This window comes from Vibrio sp. PNB23_22_6, from assembly GCF_052877535.1.
Genome location: NZ_JBNFXP010000012.1, coordinates 13,134 through 33,168, shown reverse-complemented (window position 1 = coordinate 33,168; position 20,035 = coordinate 13,134). Strand labels below are relative to the sequence as shown.

Sequence of the window (20,035 nt, the reverse complement as noted above, 5' to 3'; positions counted from 1 at the left end):
CGCAATAAGCCCAATTAGAGGTTTATCAGCACTAATTTGTTGAATGTAATGGTACCAACCGCTTGCTGAGTGCGGTGTATTGCATCATCTATTTGCGGGCTCGAATACGACATTTAGCCAAAAGTTAAGTCGTTATCTGGCTCATTCTCCTGGAGAAGAACACAGCTGGAGGCTGTAGCGGAGCGTTTTGCTATGAGCCGTGCGACTATGATTCGTAAGCTTAAGCAAGAAGGTACTCAATAACGAGAAGTGTTGGCAGAAGTTCGCTTTAGCCAACGGTTTAAAGGCAAGTTCGGCCTAATGCCGAGTGATTATGTCAAAACGGTTGTGTCTAATTAGTGCATGCCGTCTATACAACATGCACTTTCAATCGTCATAACACTCGGCTATTTATAGTATTTTTGCTTCAGTCTGAGTGCTATGTTTACCAAGGCAATCAATACTGGCACTTCGATCAGTGGACCAATCACACCAACAAAGGCTTGGTCTGAATTCAGGCCAAATACCGCGATAGAAACCGCAATCGCAAGCTCAAAGTTGTTGCCTGTGGCCGTGAAAGCAATCGACGCATTCTTGTCGTAATCGATGCCCATTTTCTTACCAACGAAGAAGCTCACAAAGAACATCAACACGAAGTAGACAGCCAGTGGAATGGCTACTCGGAACACATCCATTGGCAGCTCCAAAATCATTTCGCCTTTCAAGCTGAACATCAGCACGATAGTCGCGAGCAGGGCGATAAGCGTTATGGGTGAAATACGTGGGATGAACACCTCGTTGTACCACTGCTCACCTTTCGCAGCGACTAGCCATTTGCGGCTTAAAAAGCCCGCTAGGAATGGGATACCAAGGTAAATTAGTACGCTTTCCGCAATGTCCATCATTGAGATATCCACCACGAAACCGTCGTAACCAAAGACTGGCGGAAAGACAGTGATGAACAACCATGCCATGGCACTGTAAGTCACGATTTGGAAGGCACTGTTGAGTGCAACTAGTGCTGCGCCGTATTCTTTGTTACCGCCACCGATATCGTTCCATACAAGCACCATTGCAATACAGCGAGCAAGACCGATGAGAATGATACCGACCATGTAACCCGGATGATCACCTAGGAAAATCAATGCAAGGATGAACATCAAAATAGGGCCGACAATCCAGTTCATGACCAAAGACAGCGTGATCGCTTTTTTATCTTTAGTCACTGTGCCTAGCAAGTTATAGTTCACCTTTGCTAGCGGCGGGTACATCATCAAAATCAAACCAATTGCTAGTGGCACGTTTGTGCTGCCTACTGACATTGACTCGTTCCACTCAGCAACTTGAGGGAATGCTGCGCCAATACCTACACCGATTGCCATTGCTACAAAAATCCAAACCGTTAGGTAACGGTCCAAGAAGCTCATTTTATTGTTGGCACTGTTTAAAACGTGGGTCGTCATAGTGTTCTCTTGTTCGTTTATCGTCGAAAGGCGATGATTAAAGGTACAGTTTATCTCTACACACCTTATCAGCGTGCAAAGGCAATTAATCAAATAACTTAGAAAATCCTAGATTGAACTGTTCAAAGGCGTCGCGTTGAATGCGGTAACAGACTTTAGGTGGGTTTGGTTCCGCGCTGATAAAGCCTGCTTGCTTAAGAATACGCAAGTGCTCTGAAACCGTAGATTGTGCAAGACCCAGTTCAGAAACCAAATCACTGTTCAAGCAACCGCCCATGGTATCGAGAGTGTGCAGGATATGCAGAATACGCAAACGTGCTGGATGGGATAAAGCTTTCGCTTGTGCTGCCAGAGTTTGTTCATTCTCGAGTTGTTGTTGCGTTGTCTGAAAAGCAACTTCGCACTTGTCGTTGCATTTATCACTCATTCGCTGGCCTTAATAGTTCATCGTCGAATTACGATTAAGTGTACGTCTGCTTTACGCAGGATGCAACTGTTGAATCAAATGGGTAAATTTGAGCGCAAATACTGGTTCAGTCACGTTGTATTTGAGTTAGCGTGTTACTTCATAGATAAAGAGAAAGAGCAGACGTCGAGTTTTCAAGGCGTTATTAAAGATATTATCCTCACATGGGGGCTAGATAAAGAGTTATGATGGTTTATCAGGCAATACGCAAACGAGTGGATACACCGCAACAGAATTTGCGTAAAGTTGGTGTGTTAGGGGGCAGGGAAAGATGCAAATGCTGGGAAAATAAAGCCCAGCATTCAGACACTCATTTACCTAAATTTTCGAACCGTAAATCAGCGTTTAGAGGTATGTGAACCGAAATCAATCGGAACAGAAATAATAATAACGGTATTGACTGCTCGAGGCTATGCCATGGATTTCTAATGGCTGAACACAAACTGTAAATTCTATTGTACACGCCGAAGCGACACACGCGCTTTCACTCTTTGGTCGCCATCTAGCGATAAATGCCTAATTCCAGTTTAAAACCTCAGCATGTAAGCGGTAAAAGACTCGAGTTGTTAAAATAAATCGCTATGAGGCGGGCCTTTTTCTTTTCAATTCTCCAGTTTATGCCATACAATCCTTTCGAACCAAACCCATTAAGCAGAGATGGGATTGACGAAAAGATACGCTGATTTTGCTTCGAACCCAAAATAAGCCATTCTGTTAATCGAAATTTTGCCCGGAAAAGCATCCCCTTAACGCAATCATGCTCATGCAGAATTGAACCCTCATGAGTTGTGGCTTTTGGTTCGCTGATTGCCAGTGGTATTAAGGTTGGGTCTTTCCGTAGATCGCGCAAAAAATGCGCGATATGTACACAACTAACGGATTAAATTTAGAGGTATTAACCGTGAACCTAAAACTTGTCGGCAGCTCCCTGATCATAGCAGGCACTGCTCTTGGCGCTGGTATGCTTGCTATACCAATGGTGCTTGCTCAATTCGGCCTTCTTTGGGGTACTCTTCTCATGTTGGTCATTTGGGCAGGAACAACCTACGCTGCTTTACTTTTACTAGAAGCTAGCTGCAAAGTCGGTGGTGGTGTGAGTATGAATGCCATCGCTCGTGAAACCTTAGGTAAAGGTGGTCAAGTCATTACTAACGGCTTGCTTTATGCCTTACTTGTTTGTCTCCTCATGGCTTACATCATTGGCGCGGGCGATCTCGTTCAAAAAGTGACGGCGTCTATCGGTCTTCCAGTTTCGACAATTACCAGTCAAGTTGTCTTTACCGTACTGGTCGGTCTTATTGTTTCTGCAGGTACTGCTGTGGTGGATAAGCTAAACCGTGGCTTGTTCATCGGTATGATCGCAGCACTCGTACTTACCCTAGTTTCTCTAGCGCCAAATGTGTCGTTTGACGGTTTAAGTGAGGTTGTGAGTGATGACAAGTTGGCGCTGATCAAAACCAGTTCTGTTTTATTTACTAGCTTCGGTTTCATGGTGGTGATCCCTTCTTTAGTGACTTATAACAGAGAAGCAAGTAAAACGGACCTACGTAATATGATTATTATAGGTTCAGCAATCCCACTCGTATGCTACTTATTATGGCTATTTGCAGTCGTGGGCAACTTACCACCACATGAACTTGTACAGTTTTCGAATGTATCTGAGTTGATTTCTGTATTAGGACAACAGTACAGTGGTCTAGAGTTCATTCTGTCAATGTTTACTGGTTTGGCTTTGCTGACCTCTTTTTTAGGTGTTGCGATGGCGCTTTACGACCAAAATGCTGATTTTTTGAAAGTCAGTAAACCAGTCGTATTTATAGCAACTTTTATTTTCCCACTATTGGGCGCAATATTCGCTCCTGAGCACTTCCTTGCTATCTTGAGCTATGCTGGAATCATTCTCGTTTTCCTTGCGGTGTTTGTTCCTCTATCGATGACAATGAAGGTTCGTCGTATGCCAGCAGCAAGTAGTGACGTATATGAAGCTGGCGGTGGTATCGTTGGCATGAGCATGATCTTCCTGTTTGGTTGTTTTCTATTGGTTGCTCAAGCGGTGTAATTACTGGTCGTTATAAGTCAAATTATTGAAAAAGCCGCTTATCTTTATGGATAAGCGGCTTTTGTCTTTTTGGCTTGATAAATTCACGTGATTTTTGGCGATTCATTGAAATGGCCTAATACCAATAATCCAAGTGATTTCGATCATGCGTTCGCTGCGTAAGTGTACGAACTTCATCCGCAACAACCGCGAAGTTAAGACCTGATTCACCGGCACGCACGGCTTCAATTGCGCCAATTCTTGCAGTTGGTTTTGGATCGCAATAGCAGAATCTTGAGCACCTCGGCAGTCACACGCGTTGCACTTAGAATTTGACTAGAAATCCGCTTCGATTCGATCATTTGATTTTGCAAATTATCCATAAAGGTATTAAAGCCTTTTGCGAGGTCAGCAAACTCGTGGTCAGTTTTCGTATTCAAACGTTGAGTCAGATCACCGTCGCCAGAAGCAGCGGCTTGAATTGTGCGTTATTGAGTTCATCAAGAGGGCGCAATAAAGGACGGATAAGAATAGTAAGTGCAATGATTGACGTGAATACCGCAATTAAAGAATAGATGATGGCATTGTTGCGCAGTGTTGTCACAGAAGCATAGGCAATGTTTTCATCAACAATGGCACCGACGTACCAGTTTTCACTTGGAATGTGGATCAGCACAACCATAAAGTCATTTCCGTTTATCTCTATATGCTGAGAACCTCGCTGTAAGTTTGCTTGAGGCAAGTAGCTAGATAGTTTTTCACCATTGTATTTGCTCTCAGGGTGGGCGTGGATCAAAGCTTGCGTCTGCTTCCCAAGAGTCATCATTTTCAAGTAGAAAACCGTTCTTATCATAGCCTAAAGCAATGGTTAGAAAACCGGATTTTAATGTCGATTTTTCAATCATTTCCTGGATATGGTTATGATTGGCAGGTTCGATTTCAATGATCTCTGTGGTCGATTGCGCAAGGTCTTTTTTTGCTTGTATCTCAGACTCTACGATCGTCCCAACACTGGATAGAATTTCATGGACGCTTGAATCAATGTGCTGTTGGATTTGAGTGCGGATCGTCATTACTTGCTGTGTTGATAGTAAGGACACCGTAATAAGCAGCAATGAAATTTATGGATTAGATTTCATTTACTTTCAATTTATTTAAATCTATCAAGTCAGAGGGGGATTGCCATGAGGCTTTGCGGTATCTACCTGTTTCAGAGAGGTTTTTAATTAAAGTGGGCTTAATTATGTATGGATTTATAAAAAAGGCCCCAATATTATGGAGCCTTTGAAATTTATTTATTTTAGAAAATGAGGTGAGCGACACCGGCAATGACAGGAAGCGTAATCAAGGTACGTAGAATAAAGATAACAAACAGCTCTACGATGTTGATAGGGATCTTGCTACCTAATAATAGCGCACCGACTTCAGACATGTAGATAAGCTGAGTTACTGACATCGCTGCGATCACAAAGCGCGTCATTTCGTTATCGATAGAAGCGGCTAAAATCGCAGGGATAAACATATCAGCAAAGCCAACAACAATAGTTTGCGACGCTGCAGCAGCTTCAGGGATTTGTAGCAGCTCTAAGTAGGGAATGAATGGTTGCCCTAGAATTTCAAATATAGATGTGTATTCAGCAATCACTAACGCAACAGTACCCATACCCATCACGACTGGCAGTACGCCAAAGACCATATCGATAGCGTTGTGCACGCCTTCTTTAAATACTGACTGGAACGAAGTAACTTGGCCTGCTCGTTTAAGCGCCAAATCCATACCCCAAGAGAATCTTGTATGACCCGCAGGCACTGCATCGGCATCTTTTTGAGGTTGACTGCCATCCATGTAGGTGTCTTTCTTAAAGCTCAAAGGTGGCAAGCGAGGAATAATAATTGCGGCAACGACACCAGCTAAACAAACTGCACCATAGAATGGTAGGAATAAATGTTCCAGTTGAACCTGAGCGATAACAACCAAACTAAATGTAATTGATACCGCTGAGAATGTGGTACCAACTACGGCAGCTTCGCGCTGAGTGTAGAAGTTATTTTCATACTGTTTACTCGTTAGAAGGATACCGACACTGCCATCGCCTAGCCAAGAAGCCATACAATCAATCGCACTACGACCCGGCAGATTAAATACTGGGCGCATAATTTTACTTAGCAGTGCACCAAATAATTCAAGAAGACCAAAATTAAGCAGTAATGGTAACAACAGGCCAGCAAAGATGAACACCGCAAATAGCGTTGGTAAAAGCCCTGTTAGAACGAGTCCACCGGTATTTTCTTCCCAGATCGCTTTCGGACCTACCTGGAAAAATGTCATTAGGACTGCAATTCCACCAATTAGGCGAATGAATAACCAAAGTGGCGATGGGTTAAAAAGGCCGTTAAGGAAACCGCTACGAAGAATGGCAGCTGGCTTGAAGATTTTACAAAGAATGGATGCAACAGCCATAAACGCAATAATGATGGTGACGATAGTGATAAGGGTATCGCCAAGAAAAGCAGGAATGACTTTCGCCATTACCGCTACAGGAATAGTCAAGCCACCGTCATAAGAGATAGGTGCCATGAAGAGTAGAAGACCAATTAGCGATGGGATGAAAAACATCCAAAAGTTGCCCTTAGGTGCATCGGCAGCATTCGTATTGTTGTGCATATTTTTTTTCTCGTGTTACTACTAGTCAATAGTTGCCATGTTGTATGACATAAGTATTCACTAAACATCCGTATTTAATCACAGTGAGTGGAGGTTACCCGCAAACTGTATCCATGGCAATACTATTCATTAAATACATCTAGTTATTCAGCTGTTTTCTCGGTGATATTAGCGAAGTTCAGGCTGTTGTATATGAACAGGTTATATGTGTTAGAAAATTGTAGCATTTTGACCGAGGTATGTTCTTGGTTATGAAGTACAGTGTGACTAAAGCAGTAATAAATCGAGAAAATGTGACGTTAATCACAAATGTGTGATGGGAATTTGATGTAGTGAGGTTATTGTTTATGGCGGATAACAGCACGAAGCTCTAACGAAAAAACCGTGTCATAATGTGTTTTGTTCTACATGATGAGAAAAATTTGAGCGTGACATGACGGTGTAAACAGAGTGCTTAAACCGCCACATCTCATTAGGCCGTTTTGTTTCTTTCTAATTGGGCTAAGTAACCCCAGTAAGCAAATGCAATGATGAATGATAACATCGCAGGGAATGCGAGCGCATAGAGGTCATAAACATTAAAAAGGGCTGCGCCAGCGGTACCACCGAGTAAAAAGCCAAAGAATATGAATACAAAAAGTTTAGCTTTACGCCGATCAAATTGACGTCCACGTAGACTTTCACCAATCATGATTCCAAGGTCGGTAATAATACCGGTCATGTGGGTGGTCCTTACCACTGCGCCACTAAAGGTGGTGATCATTGCGTTTTGTAAGCCACATGCGGCAGAAGCGAGATATTGACCGTATACATCCCCTTGAACTAAAAAGCCTAAACTCAGAAGCAGTAGCCCCCCCTCAATACAGAGGGCAATACCATAACGGCGGCCAAGCTTAAGTGCAGTACTTTCAATAAAAAAACCACTGAACGCAGAACCAATCAAAAAGCTGAAAACGATGAAAAGCAGGTGAATGGAACCTTCCACACCAGTTAGTAAGCTATTGCCTAGCTGAGTTACGGTTCCTGAAAGATGCGTTATCGCTTGATGCTGAAAGCCAAGTAGACCTACAGCATTGACGCAACCTGCAAGGAGGGCCAGTAGAAAAGCGCCATACTCGACCCAACGAGGAAGTCTGGAAATCACAATAAAACCTCATCAATGTTAGGTCAGGATTATATACCCAAATAACCTAGAGATGCGAGGCTCTGTGAGAATGACTTAGTGTATAGATGTGGCAGTGATTTGAACGTTAATCGGTTCTAAGCTGGGCTGGCTAGGAAATTAATCGATGTGTTCCATCGTACATTCAAAGCTTACCCAACCGTGTTTTCTTTGTTCATAAATTGAAATTGTTGGGTTAGGAAACTCTTTATTGTCAAATAATCCAATCGGGATAATGGCATAACCTGGTACGTTTGAAAGTAGTAAGCGCATGGTCGTTCCACAAGCAGGACAGAACTCATATTGAACGTTGTTTCCCAGATCACTGATTCGGGTAAAAGAAATGACGTTACCATTGAGAACAACTTGATGTTTTTTGAATCTTGCTTGAACGCCGAATACACTCCCTGTTCTTTTTTGGCACTCAAAACAGTGGCGTATAGAAGTACGAACGGGTTCGCCTGTACAGCGCAATTGAACTAAACCACAGGCACATTCGCATGTATGAATATTACACTTCATTGTCATTACCTACCAATTATCCTTGATATGCCTAAATAACTAAGAAACGTTGGCTCGATGAGCTTGAGTTGGTTTACAAACGTGGCGACGGTTTGAAGATTGAGAGGTGCTAAACCTTTAATCGATGATAACGCTCTGAGCTCGGTATCTTAAAGCTACTTGGGTATTATAGTTTAGTTTAATTTTGAAACACTTGAAGTAATGAAAGAAGCGAGGTTTGAAGTTAAAGGCATTAATTGGTATATACTCCGATCATTAATGAGAACGAGAACACAAGGAAGTCTCCATGACTCGTAGGAAATTTCTCCCAATTCCACTTATTCTTTTGATCCCGATTATATTGCTGGCCATGGTTGTGATCGCTGGTGTTTATCGCTTTAGCTTGTCCGATGAAGACATCATGGCGAAATTTCCTCAAGTGCAGCTTCAATCAAATTCTATCATCGCAGAAGTGTTGGGAATTCAATCACAAAACCCATGGACAATCCAAGTACCTGAGCAAGGCGCCGTTACTTTCCTTGAAGAATGGGACAAAGAACATGGTTTTTTGAAAGGGCAATATGATGCTGGCGCAACAAAAGGAGAGGTTGTTGTGCCGACGGCATTTATCGCTCAGCGAGATATTGCGGGAACACCTTGGCTTGTCGCCCCAGTAATCGTAACAACACAAGGCAGTGGCGCATTCTATTATGTTGGGTTGTTTAAATTTGATCCAATACCAAGTCGAGTGGTTTTGCTTGATAGCGTGTTTATCGGTGACCGCATTCAAATGTCAGATCTAGAGTGGGCCAGTGATACAGAAATCTTGCTGACTTACCTTCAGCATGGTGAAAATCAAGCGATGGCTGAACCACCAAACCAATTGACCTCCGTAGCCTTAAAGCGTGTTGGCAATGACCTACTTATGCAACAGTAGTATTGTTTTTTCGACTTATGAAAAAAATAAGTATTTTTTGCGCTAGATCTCATAATTTACTAGTGATTTCTTATTTGGGAATGAATAAGCTATGAGCCTTGCTAAAAGGAGATGATAATTCCCGTGTCTACAAATGAAATTACAACAAAACGGTTGCCGAATCTGGCAAGTCGTAAAGCGCTACTGTTGTACTCCTTGCCAGTGTTAGTTGCGATTGGTGTTTCTCACTCTTTCAAAGAGTCTTCTCTTACTAAAACCATCGCCTTGAACCTGCCAGAATCGCAGGTTGTTGAAAGAATTCTTGATGCGACAACGACGGAAGTTGTCACTCCCCCTAACTTTGAGTATCAAATTCAAGCTGGGGACAATTTAAGTTCCATATTTAGTCAACTAGGTTTTGGTTACAGCTCGTTGATGAAAGTAATGGAAACAGATCTAAACTTCCTTGCTCTAGATACCCTCAAGCCAGGTAATACTCTGCGGTTTTGGCGTAATGAGTCAACGGATGCACTTGAGAAAATGGAACTGCAATTCTCAATTGCAGACAAAGTGGTTTACCAACGCAACGAGGATGGTAGCTATGACTTCTCTGATATCTCGATTCCAGGTGTGTGGCATCAAGAGGCGCTCGTTGGCGTGATTCATGGCAGTTTCTCTTCTTCTGCAAATCGCCTAGGTTTAAGTTCTGCTGAAATTAGCCAAGTAGTGAGCCTTTTAAAAGAGCAGGTTAACTTTGGAAAAGACTTGCGCGCTGGAGATCGTTTTGAAGTAGTACGCCGCTCTCAAACCATTGATGGTGTTTCGACTGGTAAGAACGAAATTGAAGCGATTAAGATTTACAACCGTGGCCGTGAAGTAACGGCTTACCTTCATACTGATGGTCAATTTTATAGTGCGAAAGGTGAGAGCCTTCAACGAGCCTTCCAGCGTTACCCTGTCACTCGTAGTTGGCGTATTAGCTCCGGCTTCAACCCCAAACGTCTTCACCCTGTAACGGGTCGGGTTGCTCCCCATAACGGTACTGACTGGGCAGTGCCTAATGGCACGCCAGTAGAGTCAACGGGTGACGGTACGGTAATCATGACGCGTAAACACCCATATGCGGGGAATTACGTAGTAATTGAGCACGGAAATAAATATAAAACACGTTACTTACACTTGAGCAAGATCTTGGTCAAAAAAGGTCAGAAAGTATCTCGAGGTCAGCGTATTGGCTTATCGGGTAAAACAGGGCGTGTGACTGGTCCTCACCTTCATTATGAACTGCTTCAATATGGTCGCCCGGTGAACGCGATGCGTGCGAACATCCCAATGGCGAGTTCAGTGCCGAAGAAAGAGATGGCGAGTTTCATCGCTAATCGAAATGAGATGGAGAATCTGCTTAAAGAGAAAGCAAAAGCAGTGCTATAGAGCAGAGAAAGACCAAACATCGTTTGGTCTTTTTTGTTTTGTTCACTAGCGTTTTTTACCCTTTAATCGAATTTTTAGGTAATCGAGGAACAGTCGAATACGAATGTGTTGCTACTCTGCTTGCCTTTCGCGGTATGGTCACTTTTATGTGCGTTTACCTGTTTGAGTTTTGCTCAGGGAATATCTTTTCCTGTATCGACAGACTGATAACAACGTCGTTCATTCCTAAGTTATATAGCCTAGCCATTCTTGTTGAACCAAGCTTCTCGAGGTTACTTGGGTATGTAAGTTGAATCTACTTGCAACGCAACAAGCTCCTTTCTAAAATGCGCAGCAAATTACGCCAGTTACCTTATAGGTAGCCTACCCGTTAATCGTTAGGTGAAATCATGCAACAGAACGAGTTTGAAACACTACTAAAAGAAATTGATCAGACAGAGACCCTCCCTCAAGCACTTGAACTATTGAAAGCATGTGAGGAAGAAGAGATCGCGCAAGCGGCACAATCATTAACTGGTCAGTTTGGTCTTGCCGAAGTTGAAGGTGAAAAACGCATTTACCATATTACAGTTCATCAAGACGAATCTGGTGAAGAACAAGAGTTCGTTGAACATGTCATGAATGAAGGTGACCAGTTGATCAAATTTTCCGCATGGTTTTTTGAAACTTTCTTTGAAATCAAGCAGAAAGATACATACAAAGCGGCAGGTAAAACTTACCAACAGCCAAAGCGCCAATAAAAATAGTTATCGCTAGAATAAAAATTTATGTAATAAAGCTACGAAGATAATGTGACGCGTGTCTTGTTTTTGCGTGGTTGTGGTGTAAAATTACAACATAACCAGTCAATTACTTCGTAGGAGAAGAGCATGGGTTACGGACTTGGTGGTGTTTACATGGGTCAAATGATCGGTAAAGAGGCCATGCATAAAGCGCTTTATGGTAAAACGAAGAAGAAGCCTTCAATGTTTGCGCGCTTAATGAAAAAACTAGCGAATTAAATCAAAAAGCCCTGATTAACCATCAGGGCTTTTTGATTTCTATGAGAAGGGGCGTTTACTCTAAGCTGTTTGGCTAGGGATCGCTATACTTTACCGAGTCCTTTTTCTGCCAACCACTTTTCTAAATTGTCTGCGCCTCCAATGTACTCTCCATCTAACCAGATTTGGGGCACAGTAACGGGTTTTTTATCACCAATGATGGCTTTCACTTCTGGGAGCATTCGGTATAGTGCCGCACTGTCTTTAACAACATCATGATATTGGTAATCCACTCCAGCTTGAGTCAATAACTTCTTCGCTTTTATGCAGTATGGGCATGTCGCTTTACCATAAACGATGTTACCTTTAAGCTTATCTCGTTTCGCCCATTGAGCAATAACTGACTGCACAAGCACGCCCCGGTTTAGTGCTTCCCCTTGGCTGATGACTTTACCTTCCACGACCAGTATAGGGGCATGCCATGCACCTAGTGTTAAAGGCTCCCACCAATGTGACAACCAATCTTTTACGTCTAATTCGACGGGAACGCCTGCTAATTCGTTTTCAAACGTATCAGCAAGGATATCTTTCGTAAGGGTACACTCACCACACGGGATATTTACTTTGAATGGTCCCCAGCTACCAGCCCAGCGGTATAGCGTAATTTTGATTGGTTGTGCCATAGAGTGATCCAGATTTTCCTTCATGCGAACATAGAATTAAAAACTCACGGTTTTAATTTAGCGCACTTTTCTTTTTTTTGCTTCCCAATGAGTAATAAACGCAATTGAACCAATGATAATCGCCGCTCCTAGCCATAATCGGCCAGGAGGAACCCAACCAAATACCAGCCAACCTGCAAAAACGTTAAGTGGCAGTTTTGCGTGGTCAAATGGTTGCACGAATGAAGCATCAGATACGGCATATGCTTTAACAATAGCCCACTGAGCGAGGGCGGTGAGTACGCCAGCCAGAATAAGGATCCCCCATACGCTCCATTCATTCGGCATGGAGAAAGTTGGAGCCGCTAACAAGATATTGAAAGGAGTAATCAACAGCAAAAGATAAACCACCATCGTCGAAGGCGGATCGTTTACCGACATCTTTTTCACCATCAGTGAATAGGCTGCCCAAAAGAAAGCGGCACCAACGGGCAACAACGTAGCCCAAGTAAAGGAGTCTGACCATGGTTCAAGTATGATCATTGCGCCAACAAAGCCCGTAATAGTGGCAATCCAGCGAGCGGTACCGACTTTTTCTTTTAATAGCAACCCAGAGCCAACAGTGGCAAATAACGGGGACGTCATCAGTAATGCGATGCCTTGCCAAATTGGCACTGGATACGCCAATGCCCAAAGCCACAACTGAATACCAATAACGGATAAAAAGATTCGAAAGAGGTGCCAACCGAAATGCTGAGTTTTAAGTGACTGCCTGATGCCTAATGTTTTTAGATAAGGCAAGATCGCAAATAACGCAATAGCATATTGGAATAACGCAAAGGTAGTGGATTGTACGCCAAAGTGGATACTTGCGATTTGAGCGAAGTTATTGACGATGGCGAATGCCAAGCCTGCGGCGAGCATCCAACATGCGCCTTGGACAGGATGATGATTCAATTGGATATTTCCGGTTTTAAACAATGGGTAGGATCATACGTTCTAATGTTGGGGTAGCCAATAAAAAAATGCCTCCGATAGGGAGGCAACATTACCAATTCAAAGGACGTGCCTACTAAAGTAGGTACAAAGAACGAGAAGCACAAACGCTGCCATGCATTTGCCCGTTTTAATGTAGCAGTTAGTGTGCCAACTATTAACTTGTTGATTTGTGTTGTTTTATTATTGGTGGTGCTAGAGGGATTGCACTAATTTCGGGAATGAATGGATTAAAAGAGGGCAGTTGGATTGCAGTAGACAATCTCCAGATTTTATCCTGATTAAAAATGACCGGCACGAAGCGCCGGTCAAAAACTTGCTACGATATCGTTTTGATTGGAAGTTATGGTTAGAAGTCGTAACGAACACCTATACGCAAGGTGTCTTCACCTTTAATTACGTCACCGAATTCATTTTTTTCTTTATCAAGTTGGTTCATGTAGTAAGACAAATAAGTGCGGAAGTTGCTGTTTAGTTTGTAGTAACCCACAAGATCAAAACCTTCAACCGCATCGTATTTTGCAGCGCTATTTGGGTCATTTTCTTGGAAAGTGTATAAACCTGCGACTGTAAACTTACTGGCTAACTTGTAGCTTGCAAGTAGCTCATAAGCGGTAAAGTCTTCAGAATCTGTGAGTGCACCTTGTGAGTAAGTACCTGCAAGGTAAAGGTTATCTAGCGAGTATGCGATACCGCCAAGGATTTGGTCTTCTGAGTTATCTTTGTCTACATCACCGCCTGAGTATGCAAGACCTAGGTCAAGCCCCATTGATAGAGAGTAAAGACCCGAAATGCCGTATTTGTCTTGCTTGTCACTTGAGTTTGCTTGGTAAGTGGCTTGAACTTGTAAAGCGTCGAATTCGCCACGGTAAGCAAAAACGCTATCCTGCTTATCTGAAGATGAGTCAATGACTTGTTGAACACCAGAAAACTCAGTGATATCCGTCATGTCTGAGATGATAACGGCAGCCATGTCTTGACGACCTACAGAGAAACGACCTGCATCTGCGCTTACGCCAACATACATATAACGGTTTTTAAATTCGCTTTTACCGGTTTTTTGTTCTGCTTCGTAAACACCAAATGCAGACAGACCGTTACCGATGTCAGTCTTACCTTTTAGGTTTACACGCGCACGTGACTTATCTTCCATAGAACCGTCAACTTCAGCACCGCTGGAACCAATAAAGTCACCTCGGAATTCTACGCGACCACCGAGTTTTAATTCTGTGCCACCATCTTTATAAACCATTGCTGCAAAAGATGATGTTGATACCAATGCTGTAAGAATTGCAGTAGAAAGTGCTGCCTTTTTCATTTTTTATTTACCTTATTTGTTATCGATGGGCTTTCTTGCCCGCTGTATTGATGAGGCTAAGGTAAACGGTAAAAATGAAAGGTAGATTTCTGTTAGGTTATGATTTTATTGCAATTTTGTTTCTGTTAGAAAGGGTGGTTCAATAGTGGTTGATGAACACATAGGGTTGAAGGCATGTGTTTATATTTTTTTAGTTATTTTATTTGAATATTTCTTTAAAAAAGTTTGTGAAGAGGTTTGTCTACGCAAATTGTAACTGCTACCAGTCTGTAACTGTGATTTAAAATATGTTCTTTCAGTTGTTTAGCTCAATAAATGACAGGTGGAGTAACAAATTGTTTTGTATTTTAGGTTTTTATCGCGATGTGTTGCATTTTGGGGTGGGGAAACGGAAGCCTCTTTCTAGTTAATTAGATTTTTTTACTCTACCAAAGGGAACTATTGCAATAAAGTGACGCACAGTTGTTACGCAAAGGTGACTTGAAATGGGCGTAATAAATGCCCTGTGAGCTTTTGAATAAAACTGACGTACAAACGAATAAATACATGGACTTTATAATGAATAAGAAATTCCTAGCAGCAGCAATCGCAGCAGCAACTTTTGGTACTCAAGCAGTAGCAGTAGAGCTATATAATAATGATGGTACAACGTTCTCTATTGGCGGTCATGTTTCTGTTAACCTAAATGGTTCTGAGCAAGGTGACACAGATGTAGGTACAAACTCTTCACGTATCAACTTTAATGCAACTCACGATATCGGTGAAGGTTTCACTGTTGACGCTCGTGGTGAATGGGCTCTTAACTTCCTAAACGGTGGCGAAAACTCGTTCACAACTCGTCTTGGTTACCTAGGCCTAACTCACGATGTATATGGTCGTGCAGTGGGTGGTACTCAGTGGGCACCTTACTACGATGTAGCGGGTGTTGCAGATATGCCAATCGCGTTTGCGAACGACTTTATCTACGATGACCACAGTAACCTTGGTACTGGCCGTGCAGACAAAATGCTTTCTTACCGTAACGCTATCGAACTTGGTGAAGCGGGTAAGCTTGGCTTTGGTCTAGGTTGGCAAGGTGCGAAAGACAAGTTTTCTCGCAACGACAAGGATCAAATTGTTGACGGTGCAAACTACGATGACCGTATGCAACTTGCGCTATCATACTCAATCATGGACGCGAAGCTTGGTTACACGTACAACACGGGTGACTTCACGGCATTTGGTTCTAAGAAAGAAACGGCTGAATCTCACCTAGTATCTGCAGCTTACGGTTCTTACGGTAAAGGCCTGTACGTAGCTGCTGTTTACGGTTCAAACGAAAACATGAACTTTGATGGCAAAACTCGTCTAGCTGATAGTGATACGTACGAAGCGTTAGTCGCTTATGCACTGCCAAGCAGCCTAAACTTAAGCCTGAACTACGAAATGGTTGAAGGTAAAGCGACTAAAGCAAGCTCGACTGAAACTGCACGTGAACAAATGGCGGTTCAAGCAGAGTACAACTTCACTTCTAAGTTTGTTGGCTTCGCTGGTTACCAGTTTGACCTAAACGATGCTAACAATCGTAAAACAGACGACAAATGGGCGTTTGGTGCTCGTTACTACCTATAATAGCAACTTGTCCTAGTTGTTTTATAAGCCAGCATCGTGCTGGCTTTTTTTAACTCCGTTATTTACTCAATGGTGGTGTGTCAGCTTGATAAAAACGGGCTGAATGTCTTATTTTTAATATCCAGAATTGATAATTAGTGTTAGTAACTCAAAGGCTTAGATTATGATGTTGCCTTTGTTTTGCAGGGAAGAGCAATGAGCGTCATTCAGGTTGAAGAAAAGAATGTCAAAGTTGGCAAAGTTCTGTGCGTTGGACGCAACTATGCTGAGCATATTCAAGAGCTCAATAATGCGATGCCAGAGCAGATGGTCGTATTCAATAAGCCAGCGACTTCTGTCTCAACTAAGCTCACCGCATTTCATCAAGAACCTCTGCATTACGAAGCAGAAATCTGTTTTTCGATCAAAAACGGTCAATACAGTGCGGTAGGGCTTGGCTTAGATCTAACCAAGCGTGGTTTGCAGTCAACTCTCAAAGAAAAAGGGCTACCTTGGGAGCGTGCCAAAGCGTTTGATGGCTCAGCGGTGTTCAGTCGTTTTCGCCCTCTTGAGGGGATAGATATAGACGATCTCCATTTAGAACTGTTGATTAACTGTGTTCATGTTCAGAAAGGACACGTTAAGCAGATGCTTTACCCGCCAATGACCATTCTGGATGAGCTTAAGAGTTACACATCTTTAGAAGACGGTGATGTGGTGATGACCGGTACGCCAAAAGGCGTAGGAGAAGTCCATCAAGGTGATGTCTTCCTTGGTCGTTTGAAGTGTGGGGAAATCACCTTACTAGAAATCGAATGGTTGGCTACTTAATTGCCGCTTACAATCAAACTCGAAGCAGTAAAAATGTGATCATACTAGCGATGGTAGTCAGTAAGACATTTTCGTCACAGGTAAGCAACTGAGACTGCCACTGTGGCTGGCAATATAAATGGATTTTTGCCAAGTTCACCCCTGACATAAATACAATGTGTGCCCATTGCGGTAAACACCGCAGGGCTAGCATAACGCAACAAGCTGCTCTAAGCTGCCCAGCTCTTGAGCAATTTTAAAAGTCGCAACTTCCTTATTCTTCTCTTTCATCTTTGTTCGTGATGTTTAAGCTTAATGTCTCTACATAAAGTCCTTTCGAGTTTACCGAAACCATCCTGCTTATTTTTGTACGAAATTGCTATCAGTATTAAAAATGAACAGAAAAAAGGTTAATTGTTTTAAAGTTGAATATTAAACCTTTTGTATTTTCTGTATTTAGCTTTTTACTTGGACATTTTGTCTGGTTGTTATCCATTCATTGGTATAAGATCCGCCGCCTGTTTTTGAATAGCTAGTTCCACCATGATCGATTTATCTGTACTCCCTGTTTATCTCACCGCTGTTATTGCACTTCTTCTATTGCCTGGACCTGACATGCTGCTAATAGCCAGCTCTAGCATGAGTTATGGTAAGAAAGTCGGTTTGTTCGCAAGTTTAGGCAATGCGACATCAGGCGTAATCTTAACCTTGCTGGCAGCGATGGGCGTATCGACCTTAATTGCGATGAGTCCAATCGCGTTAAAAGTGCTTCATCTACTTGGTGGCGCGTACTTGCTGAAAATGGGGTGGGATTGCTTGCAAGCAGAGGCGGCATCAGCACCTGAGCTTGATCAGAAGAATAAGATGGCGTCGACCTATTACCAGCGTGCGTTGATGAGTAACTTGCTTAACCCTAAAGCACTGGTGTTCTTCGTCATGTTTTTACCTCAATTTGTATCTAGCAACATTACCGCATCTTCTGGTGAACAAATGCTCGCGTTGGGATTGGTGCTAAATGTGCTTGGTTTACTGTTCAACTTATTGCTTGTTGCGCTGGCGGGGACTTTAGGTAAAGGATTACTGGAAAACGAAAAGTTCCGCATGTACCAAGGCAAGTTTATGGGCTTGGTGTTCGTGATCCTTGCCGTGTGGATACTAAGTAGCTTCGCGATGTAATTTGTAAGAACAATCAGATTTTCTAACAAAAGCCAGCACTCGCTGGCTTTTTAGTATCGGGTCGATTTCTAGAAGTGGCTGTAATGAAGATTGAATTCAAGCTTGAGCCGAGAACAGAATCGCTCGGTGAACCTTTTTTGCTATTTGCCTTATTGTTCAGCGCTGCTCAAAAGCTTTGCTGATGTGCTTCAATCAACGCGTTCATCTTCGCTTCTGCAGCTTGGCTTGCTTGCTCGTAGTCCACATCTGGAGGGAAGTCGCTGATCACTTCATAGTAACACTTCAACTTAGGCTCAGTGCCAGAAGGGCGAACAATCACACGAGATTTGTCTTCTAAGTGGTAGATCAGAACGTCACTTGCTGGCAGGTTGATCGCTTCTGTTGGACCGTCGATGACAAAACGAAGTGATGATTTCAGATCTTCTATCACGTTAATACGAATACCTGCGATTGCTTTTGGTGGATTCGCACGAAGTTTGTCACCGATTGGGGGGGATTTAGGATCAAGCGAAATGCTGCGTTGTGCGTTGAAGTAGAAGCCGTGTTGACGGTATAGCTCTTCGAGTTTGTCCCAAAGCGTTTTGCCTTCTGCTTTCAGTTTGCCAGTCAATTGAGAGAAAGCGACCAATGCAGATAGGCCATCTTTATCCCATACCTTGTTGCCTACCGTGTAGCCTAGCGCTTCTTCGTAAGCAAACAAGAATGGATTGGCCTCAGTCTCTTGAGTCATTGCCACGTTCGTTAGCCACTTAAATCCGGTTAGCGTTTGGTAGTATTCTGCGCCGTGTGCTTTTGCAATACTGCTCAATAGGCGAGAAGACACAATTGTATTGCCGACCAGTGCATTTGGTTGATCTTGTAGTAAGTAATCACCAAACAGTGAGCCGACTTGGTCTCCTGTTAGCATTTGATATTCGCCATTAGGGCGTTTTACTGCGACAGCAAAACGGTCCGCATCTGGGTCGTTGGCGCAGGCAATGTCTGCGTCAACTGATTTACCTAGCGCCATGACCATGTCCATAGCGCCCGCTTCTTCTGGGTTAGGGAAGTTAACGGTTGGGAAAGCACCATCCGGTTCGCGCTGTTCTGAGACACTTGCCACTTTGTTAAAGCCAGCATCCGCAAGCAGCGTTTCTGCCATGTCTGCGCCTACACCGTGCATTGCCGTGTAAACGATAGAAATGTCGGTGTTGTTATCGGGTGTCAGCAGCGGGTTTTCATTCATTGCTTTTCGGTAAGCTTGGTAGTACTCATCCTCTAACCAAACCAATAGACCTTGCTGTTTCGCATCGTCTAGAGACATGAGCGGCAGTGGCTTTGTCGTTGCTTCATCGATCTTAGCTGCTATACCAGAGTCGTGCGGTGGAATGATTTGTGCGCCATTTCCCCAATATACTTTAAAGCCATTGTACTCAGGAGGATTATGACTGGCTGTTACAACGACAGCGGCCGCGGCATTTAACTCACGAACGCCAAAAGCAACAATTGGTGTCGCTGCTACTTTGTAGGTTAGGTAAACCTTGATGCCTAAAGCGGTTAGTACTGAAGCGGTATCGTGCGCGAACTGCTTCGAATCTGGGCGACCATCGTAGCCAATAACAACGCCTCGAGAGAATGAGTCTTTTACTTGTTCAATGAGGTAGTGACCGAGACCAGTGGCCGTTTCTTGAATCACGAGACGGTTCATGCGATTTGGACCGGCACCGACTTTACCGCGCAGACCTGCGGTACCAAACGCAAGACGGGAGCCAAAACGGTCAGAAAGCTCTTGTTCATTATTGGTGTCAGCTAAGTGCTGTAACTCTTCACGAGTTTTAGGGTCAGGATCTCGTGCCAGCCATTGAGTAATTGGTGCAGTCATATTTGTCTTTCCTTAGTAGGG

The 20,035-nt window shown here is 43.2% G+C and carries 20 protein-coding genes and 2 pseudogenes; 9 read left to right on the top strand and 13 right to left on the bottom strand.

The genetic code is table 11. The features are described 5' to 3' along the window. Positions 1 to 52 precede the first annotated feature (52 nt). A pseudogene (locus ACVA54_RS11235) lies at positions 53 to 339 on the top strand (AraC family transcriptional regulator); the annotation flags it as partial. Positions 340 to 386: 47 nt separating this feature from the next. Here ACVA54_RS11235 and arsB read toward each other — a convergent pair. After that, on the bottom strand, positions 387 to 1,442 hold the full coding sequence (gene arsB, locus ACVA54_RS11230) for an ACR3 family arsenite efflux transporter (protein WP_099078175.1): 1,056 nt from the start codon (positions 1,440 to 1,442) through the stop codon (positions 387 to 389). 85 nt (positions 1,443 to 1,527) lie between these two features. Continuing rightward, positions 1,528 to 1,869, bottom strand: a complete 342-nt coding sequence (locus tag ACVA54_RS11225; RefSeq protein WP_099078174.1) for an ArsR/SmtB family transcription factor — start codon at positions 1,867 to 1,869, stop codon at positions 1,528 to 1,530. 940 nt (positions 1,870 to 2,809) lie between these two features. On the opposite strand from ACVA54_RS11225, the gene ACVA54_RS11220 reads away from it, so the two are divergent. Further along, positions 2,810 to 3,967 carry an amino acid permease gene (locus ACVA54_RS11220; protein ID WP_446619213.1) on the top strand — a complete coding sequence of 386 codons (1,158 nt, stop codon included), beginning with the start codon at positions 2,810 to 2,812 and terminating at the stop codon, positions 3,965 to 3,967. A gap of 142 nt (positions 3,968 to 4,109) precedes the next feature. On the opposite strand, the pseudogene ACVA54_RS11215 reads toward ACVA54_RS11220, so the two are convergent. The 7 genes and pseudogenes from ACVA54_RS11215 to ACVA54_RS11185 form a co-directional block, all read right to left on the bottom strand. Continuing rightward, positions 4,110 to 4,199, bottom strand: a pseudogene (locus ACVA54_RS11215) (methyl-accepting chemotaxis protein); the annotation flags it as partial. After that, positions 4,192 to 4,386 carry a hypothetical protein gene (locus ACVA54_RS11210; protein ID WP_253252651.1) on the bottom strand — a complete coding sequence of 65 codons (195 nt, stop codon included), beginning with the start codon at positions 4,384 to 4,386 and terminating at the stop codon, positions 4,192 to 4,194. The pseudogene ACVA54_RS11215 and the gene ACVA54_RS11210, both read right to left, overlap by 8 nt. 8 nt (positions 4,387 to 4,394) lie before the next feature. Then, positions 4,395 to 4,742 carry a hypothetical protein gene (locus tag ACVA54_RS11205; RefSeq protein ID WP_446617349.1) on the bottom strand — a complete coding sequence of 116 codons (348 nt, stop codon included), beginning with the start codon at positions 4,740 to 4,742 and terminating at the stop codon, positions 4,395 to 4,397. After that, positions 4,723 to 5,019, bottom strand: coding sequence for a hypothetical protein (locus tag ACVA54_RS11200; protein ID WP_119464673.1), 297 nt, complete (start codon positions 5,017 to 5,019; stop codon positions 4,723 to 4,725). The genes ACVA54_RS11205 and ACVA54_RS11200 overlap by 20 nt, the downstream gene beginning before the upstream one ends. Before the next feature lie 227 nt (positions 5,020 to 5,246). Further along, positions 5,247 to 6,611: a YjiH family protein gene (locus ACVA54_RS11195; RefSeq protein ID WP_099078170.1), complete on the bottom strand. Its 1,365-nt coding sequence runs from the start codon at positions 6,609 to 6,611 to the stop codon at positions 5,247 to 5,249. A 472-nt stretch (positions 6,612 to 7,083) separates the two neighbouring features. Then, on the bottom strand, positions 7,084 to 7,755 hold the full coding sequence (locus ACVA54_RS11190) for a YoaK family protein (protein WP_099078169.1): 672 nt from the start codon (positions 7,753 to 7,755) through the stop codon (positions 7,084 to 7,086). Positions 7,756 to 7,893: 138 nt separating this feature from the next. Beyond that, positions 7,894 to 8,295 carry a GFA family protein gene (locus tag ACVA54_RS11185; protein ID WP_099078168.1) on the bottom strand — a complete coding sequence of 134 codons (402 nt, stop codon included), beginning with the start codon at positions 8,293 to 8,295 and terminating at the stop codon, positions 7,894 to 7,896. Between the two features lie 286 nt (positions 8,296 to 8,581). Here ACVA54_RS11185 and ACVA54_RS11180 point away from each other — a divergent pair, with 286 nt between their 5' ends. From ACVA54_RS11180 to ACVA54_RS11165, 4 genes are all read left to right on the top strand, one after another. After that, a complete protein-coding gene (locus ACVA54_RS11180) occupies positions 8,582 to 9,211 on the top strand; it encodes a hypothetical protein (RefSeq protein WP_119464672.1) in 630 nt (209 codons plus the stop codon). Between the two features lie 123 nt (positions 9,212 to 9,334). Next, on the top strand, positions 9,335 to 10,621 hold the full coding sequence (locus ACVA54_RS11175) for a peptidoglycan DD-metalloendopeptidase family protein (RefSeq protein WP_099078166.1): 1,287 nt from the start codon (positions 9,335 to 9,337) through the stop codon (positions 10,619 to 10,621). A gap of 389 nt (positions 10,622 to 11,010) precedes the next feature. Next, on the top strand, positions 11,011 to 11,361 hold the full coding sequence (locus tag ACVA54_RS11170; protein ID WP_099078165.1) for a hypothetical protein: 351 nt from the start codon (positions 11,011 to 11,013) through the stop codon (positions 11,359 to 11,361). Positions 11,362 to 11,490: 129 nt separating this feature from the next. Further along, the gene (locus tag ACVA54_RS11165; RefSeq protein ID WP_099078164.1) at positions 11,491 to 11,622 is read left to right on the top strand and encodes a hypothetical protein; all 132 of its coding nucleotides are present in this window, start codon (positions 11,491 to 11,493) and stop codon (positions 11,620 to 11,622) included. A gap of 83 nt (positions 11,623 to 11,705) precedes the next feature. On the opposite strand, the gene ACVA54_RS11160 is transcribed toward ACVA54_RS11165, so the two are convergent. The 3 genes from ACVA54_RS11160 to ACVA54_RS11150 form a co-directional block, all read right to left on the bottom strand. Continuing rightward, the gene (locus tag ACVA54_RS11160; RefSeq protein ID WP_099078163.1) at positions 11,706 to 12,284 is read right to left on the bottom strand and encodes a glutaredoxin domain-containing protein; all 579 of its coding nucleotides are present in this window, start codon (positions 12,282 to 12,284) and stop codon (positions 11,706 to 11,708) included. Between the two features lie 57 nt (positions 12,285 to 12,341). After that, the gene (locus ACVA54_RS11155; protein ID WP_172438057.1) at positions 12,342 to 13,187 is read right to left on the bottom strand and encodes a DMT family transporter; all 846 of its coding nucleotides are present in this window, start codon (positions 13,185 to 13,187) and stop codon (positions 12,342 to 12,344) included. 421 nt (positions 13,188 to 13,608) lie between these two features. Next, entirely contained in the window at positions 13,609 to 14,577 is a 969-nt protein-coding gene (locus tag ACVA54_RS11150) for a porin (RefSeq protein ID WP_119464670.1), read from the bottom strand. A 558-nt stretch (positions 14,578 to 15,135) separates the two neighbouring features. Here ACVA54_RS11150 and ACVA54_RS11145 point away from each other — a divergent pair. From ACVA54_RS11145 to ACVA54_RS11135, 3 genes are all read left to right on the top strand, one after another. Then, the gene (locus ACVA54_RS11145; RefSeq protein WP_446580322.1) at positions 15,136 to 16,188 is read left to right on the top strand and encodes a porin; all 1,053 of its coding nucleotides are present in this window, start codon (positions 15,136 to 15,138) and stop codon (positions 16,186 to 16,188) included. Between the two features lie 195 nt (positions 16,189 to 16,383). Further along, positions 16,384 to 16,998 carry a fumarylacetoacetate hydrolase family protein gene (locus ACVA54_RS11140; RefSeq protein ID WP_099078160.1) on the top strand — a complete coding sequence of 205 codons (615 nt, stop codon included), beginning with the start codon at positions 16,384 to 16,386 and terminating at the stop codon, positions 16,996 to 16,998. Between the two features lie 522 nt (positions 16,999 to 17,520). Next, positions 17,521 to 18,153, top strand: coding sequence for a LysE family translocator (locus ACVA54_RS11135; protein ID WP_099078159.1), 633 nt, complete (start codon positions 17,521 to 17,523; stop codon positions 18,151 to 18,153). A gap of 166 nt (positions 18,154 to 18,319) precedes the next feature. On the opposite strand, the gene ACVA54_RS11130 is transcribed toward ACVA54_RS11135, so the two are convergent. After that, on the bottom strand, positions 18,320 to 20,014 hold the full coding sequence (locus ACVA54_RS11130; RefSeq protein ID WP_119464669.1) for a phospho-sugar mutase: 1,695 nt from the start codon (positions 20,012 to 20,014) through the stop codon (positions 18,320 to 18,322). Positions 20,015 to 20,035 lie beyond the last annotated feature (21 nt).

Coding starts and splice junctions, on each gene's coding strand:
- arsB (WP_099078175.1), bottom strand. CDS start 1,442: ATGACGACCCACGTTTTAAACAGTGCCAACAATAAAATGAGCTTCTTG.
- ACVA54_RS11225 (WP_099078174.1), bottom strand. CDS start 1,869: ATGAGTGATAAATGCAACGACAAGTGCGAAGTTGCTTTTCAGACAACG.
- ACVA54_RS11200 (WP_119464673.1), bottom strand. CDS start 5,019: ATGACGATCCGCACTCAAATCCAACAGCACATTGATTCAAGCGTCCAT.
- ACVA54_RS11195 (WP_099078170.1), bottom strand. CDS start 6,611: ATGCACAACAATACGAATGCTGCCGATGCACCTAAGGGCAACTTTTGG.
- ACVA54_RS11185 (WP_099078168.1), bottom strand. CDS start 8,295: ATGAAGTGTAATATTCATACATGCGAATGTGCCTGTGGTTTAGTTCAA.
- ACVA54_RS11180 (WP_119464672.1), top strand. CDS start 8,582: ATGACTCGTAGGAAATTTCTCCCAATTCCACTTATTCTTTTGATCCCG.
- ACVA54_RS11170 (WP_099078165.1), top strand. CDS start 11,011: ATGCAACAGAACGAGTTTGAAACACTACTAAAAGAAATTGATCAGACA.
- ACVA54_RS11165 (WP_099078164.1), top strand. CDS start 11,491: ATGGGTTACGGACTTGGTGGTGTTTACATGGGTCAAATGATCGGTAAA.
- ACVA54_RS11160 (WP_099078163.1), bottom strand. CDS start 12,284: ATGGCACAACCAATCAAAATTACGCTATACCGCTGGGCTGGTAGCTGG.
- ACVA54_RS11155 (WP_172438057.1), bottom strand. CDS start 13,187: ATGCTCGCCGCAGGCTTGGCATTCGCCATCGTCAATAACTTCGCTCAA.
- ACVA54_RS11150 (WP_119464670.1), bottom strand. CDS start 14,577: ATGAAAAAGGCAGCACTTTCTACTGCAATTCTTACAGCATTGGTATCA.
- ACVA54_RS11145 (WP_446580322.1), top strand. CDS start 15,136: ATGAATAAGAAATTCCTAGCAGCAGCAATCGCAGCAGCAACTTTTGGT.
- ACVA54_RS11140 (WP_099078160.1), top strand. CDS start 16,384: ATGAGCGTCATTCAGGTTGAAGAAAAGAATGTCAAAGTTGGCAAAGTT.
- ACVA54_RS11135 (WP_099078159.1), top strand. CDS start 17,521: ATGATCGATTTATCTGTACTCCCTGTTTATCTCACCGCTGTTATTGCA.
- ACVA54_RS11130 (WP_119464669.1), bottom strand. CDS start 20,014: ATGACTGCACCAATTACTCAATGGCTGGCACGAGATCCTGACCCTAAA.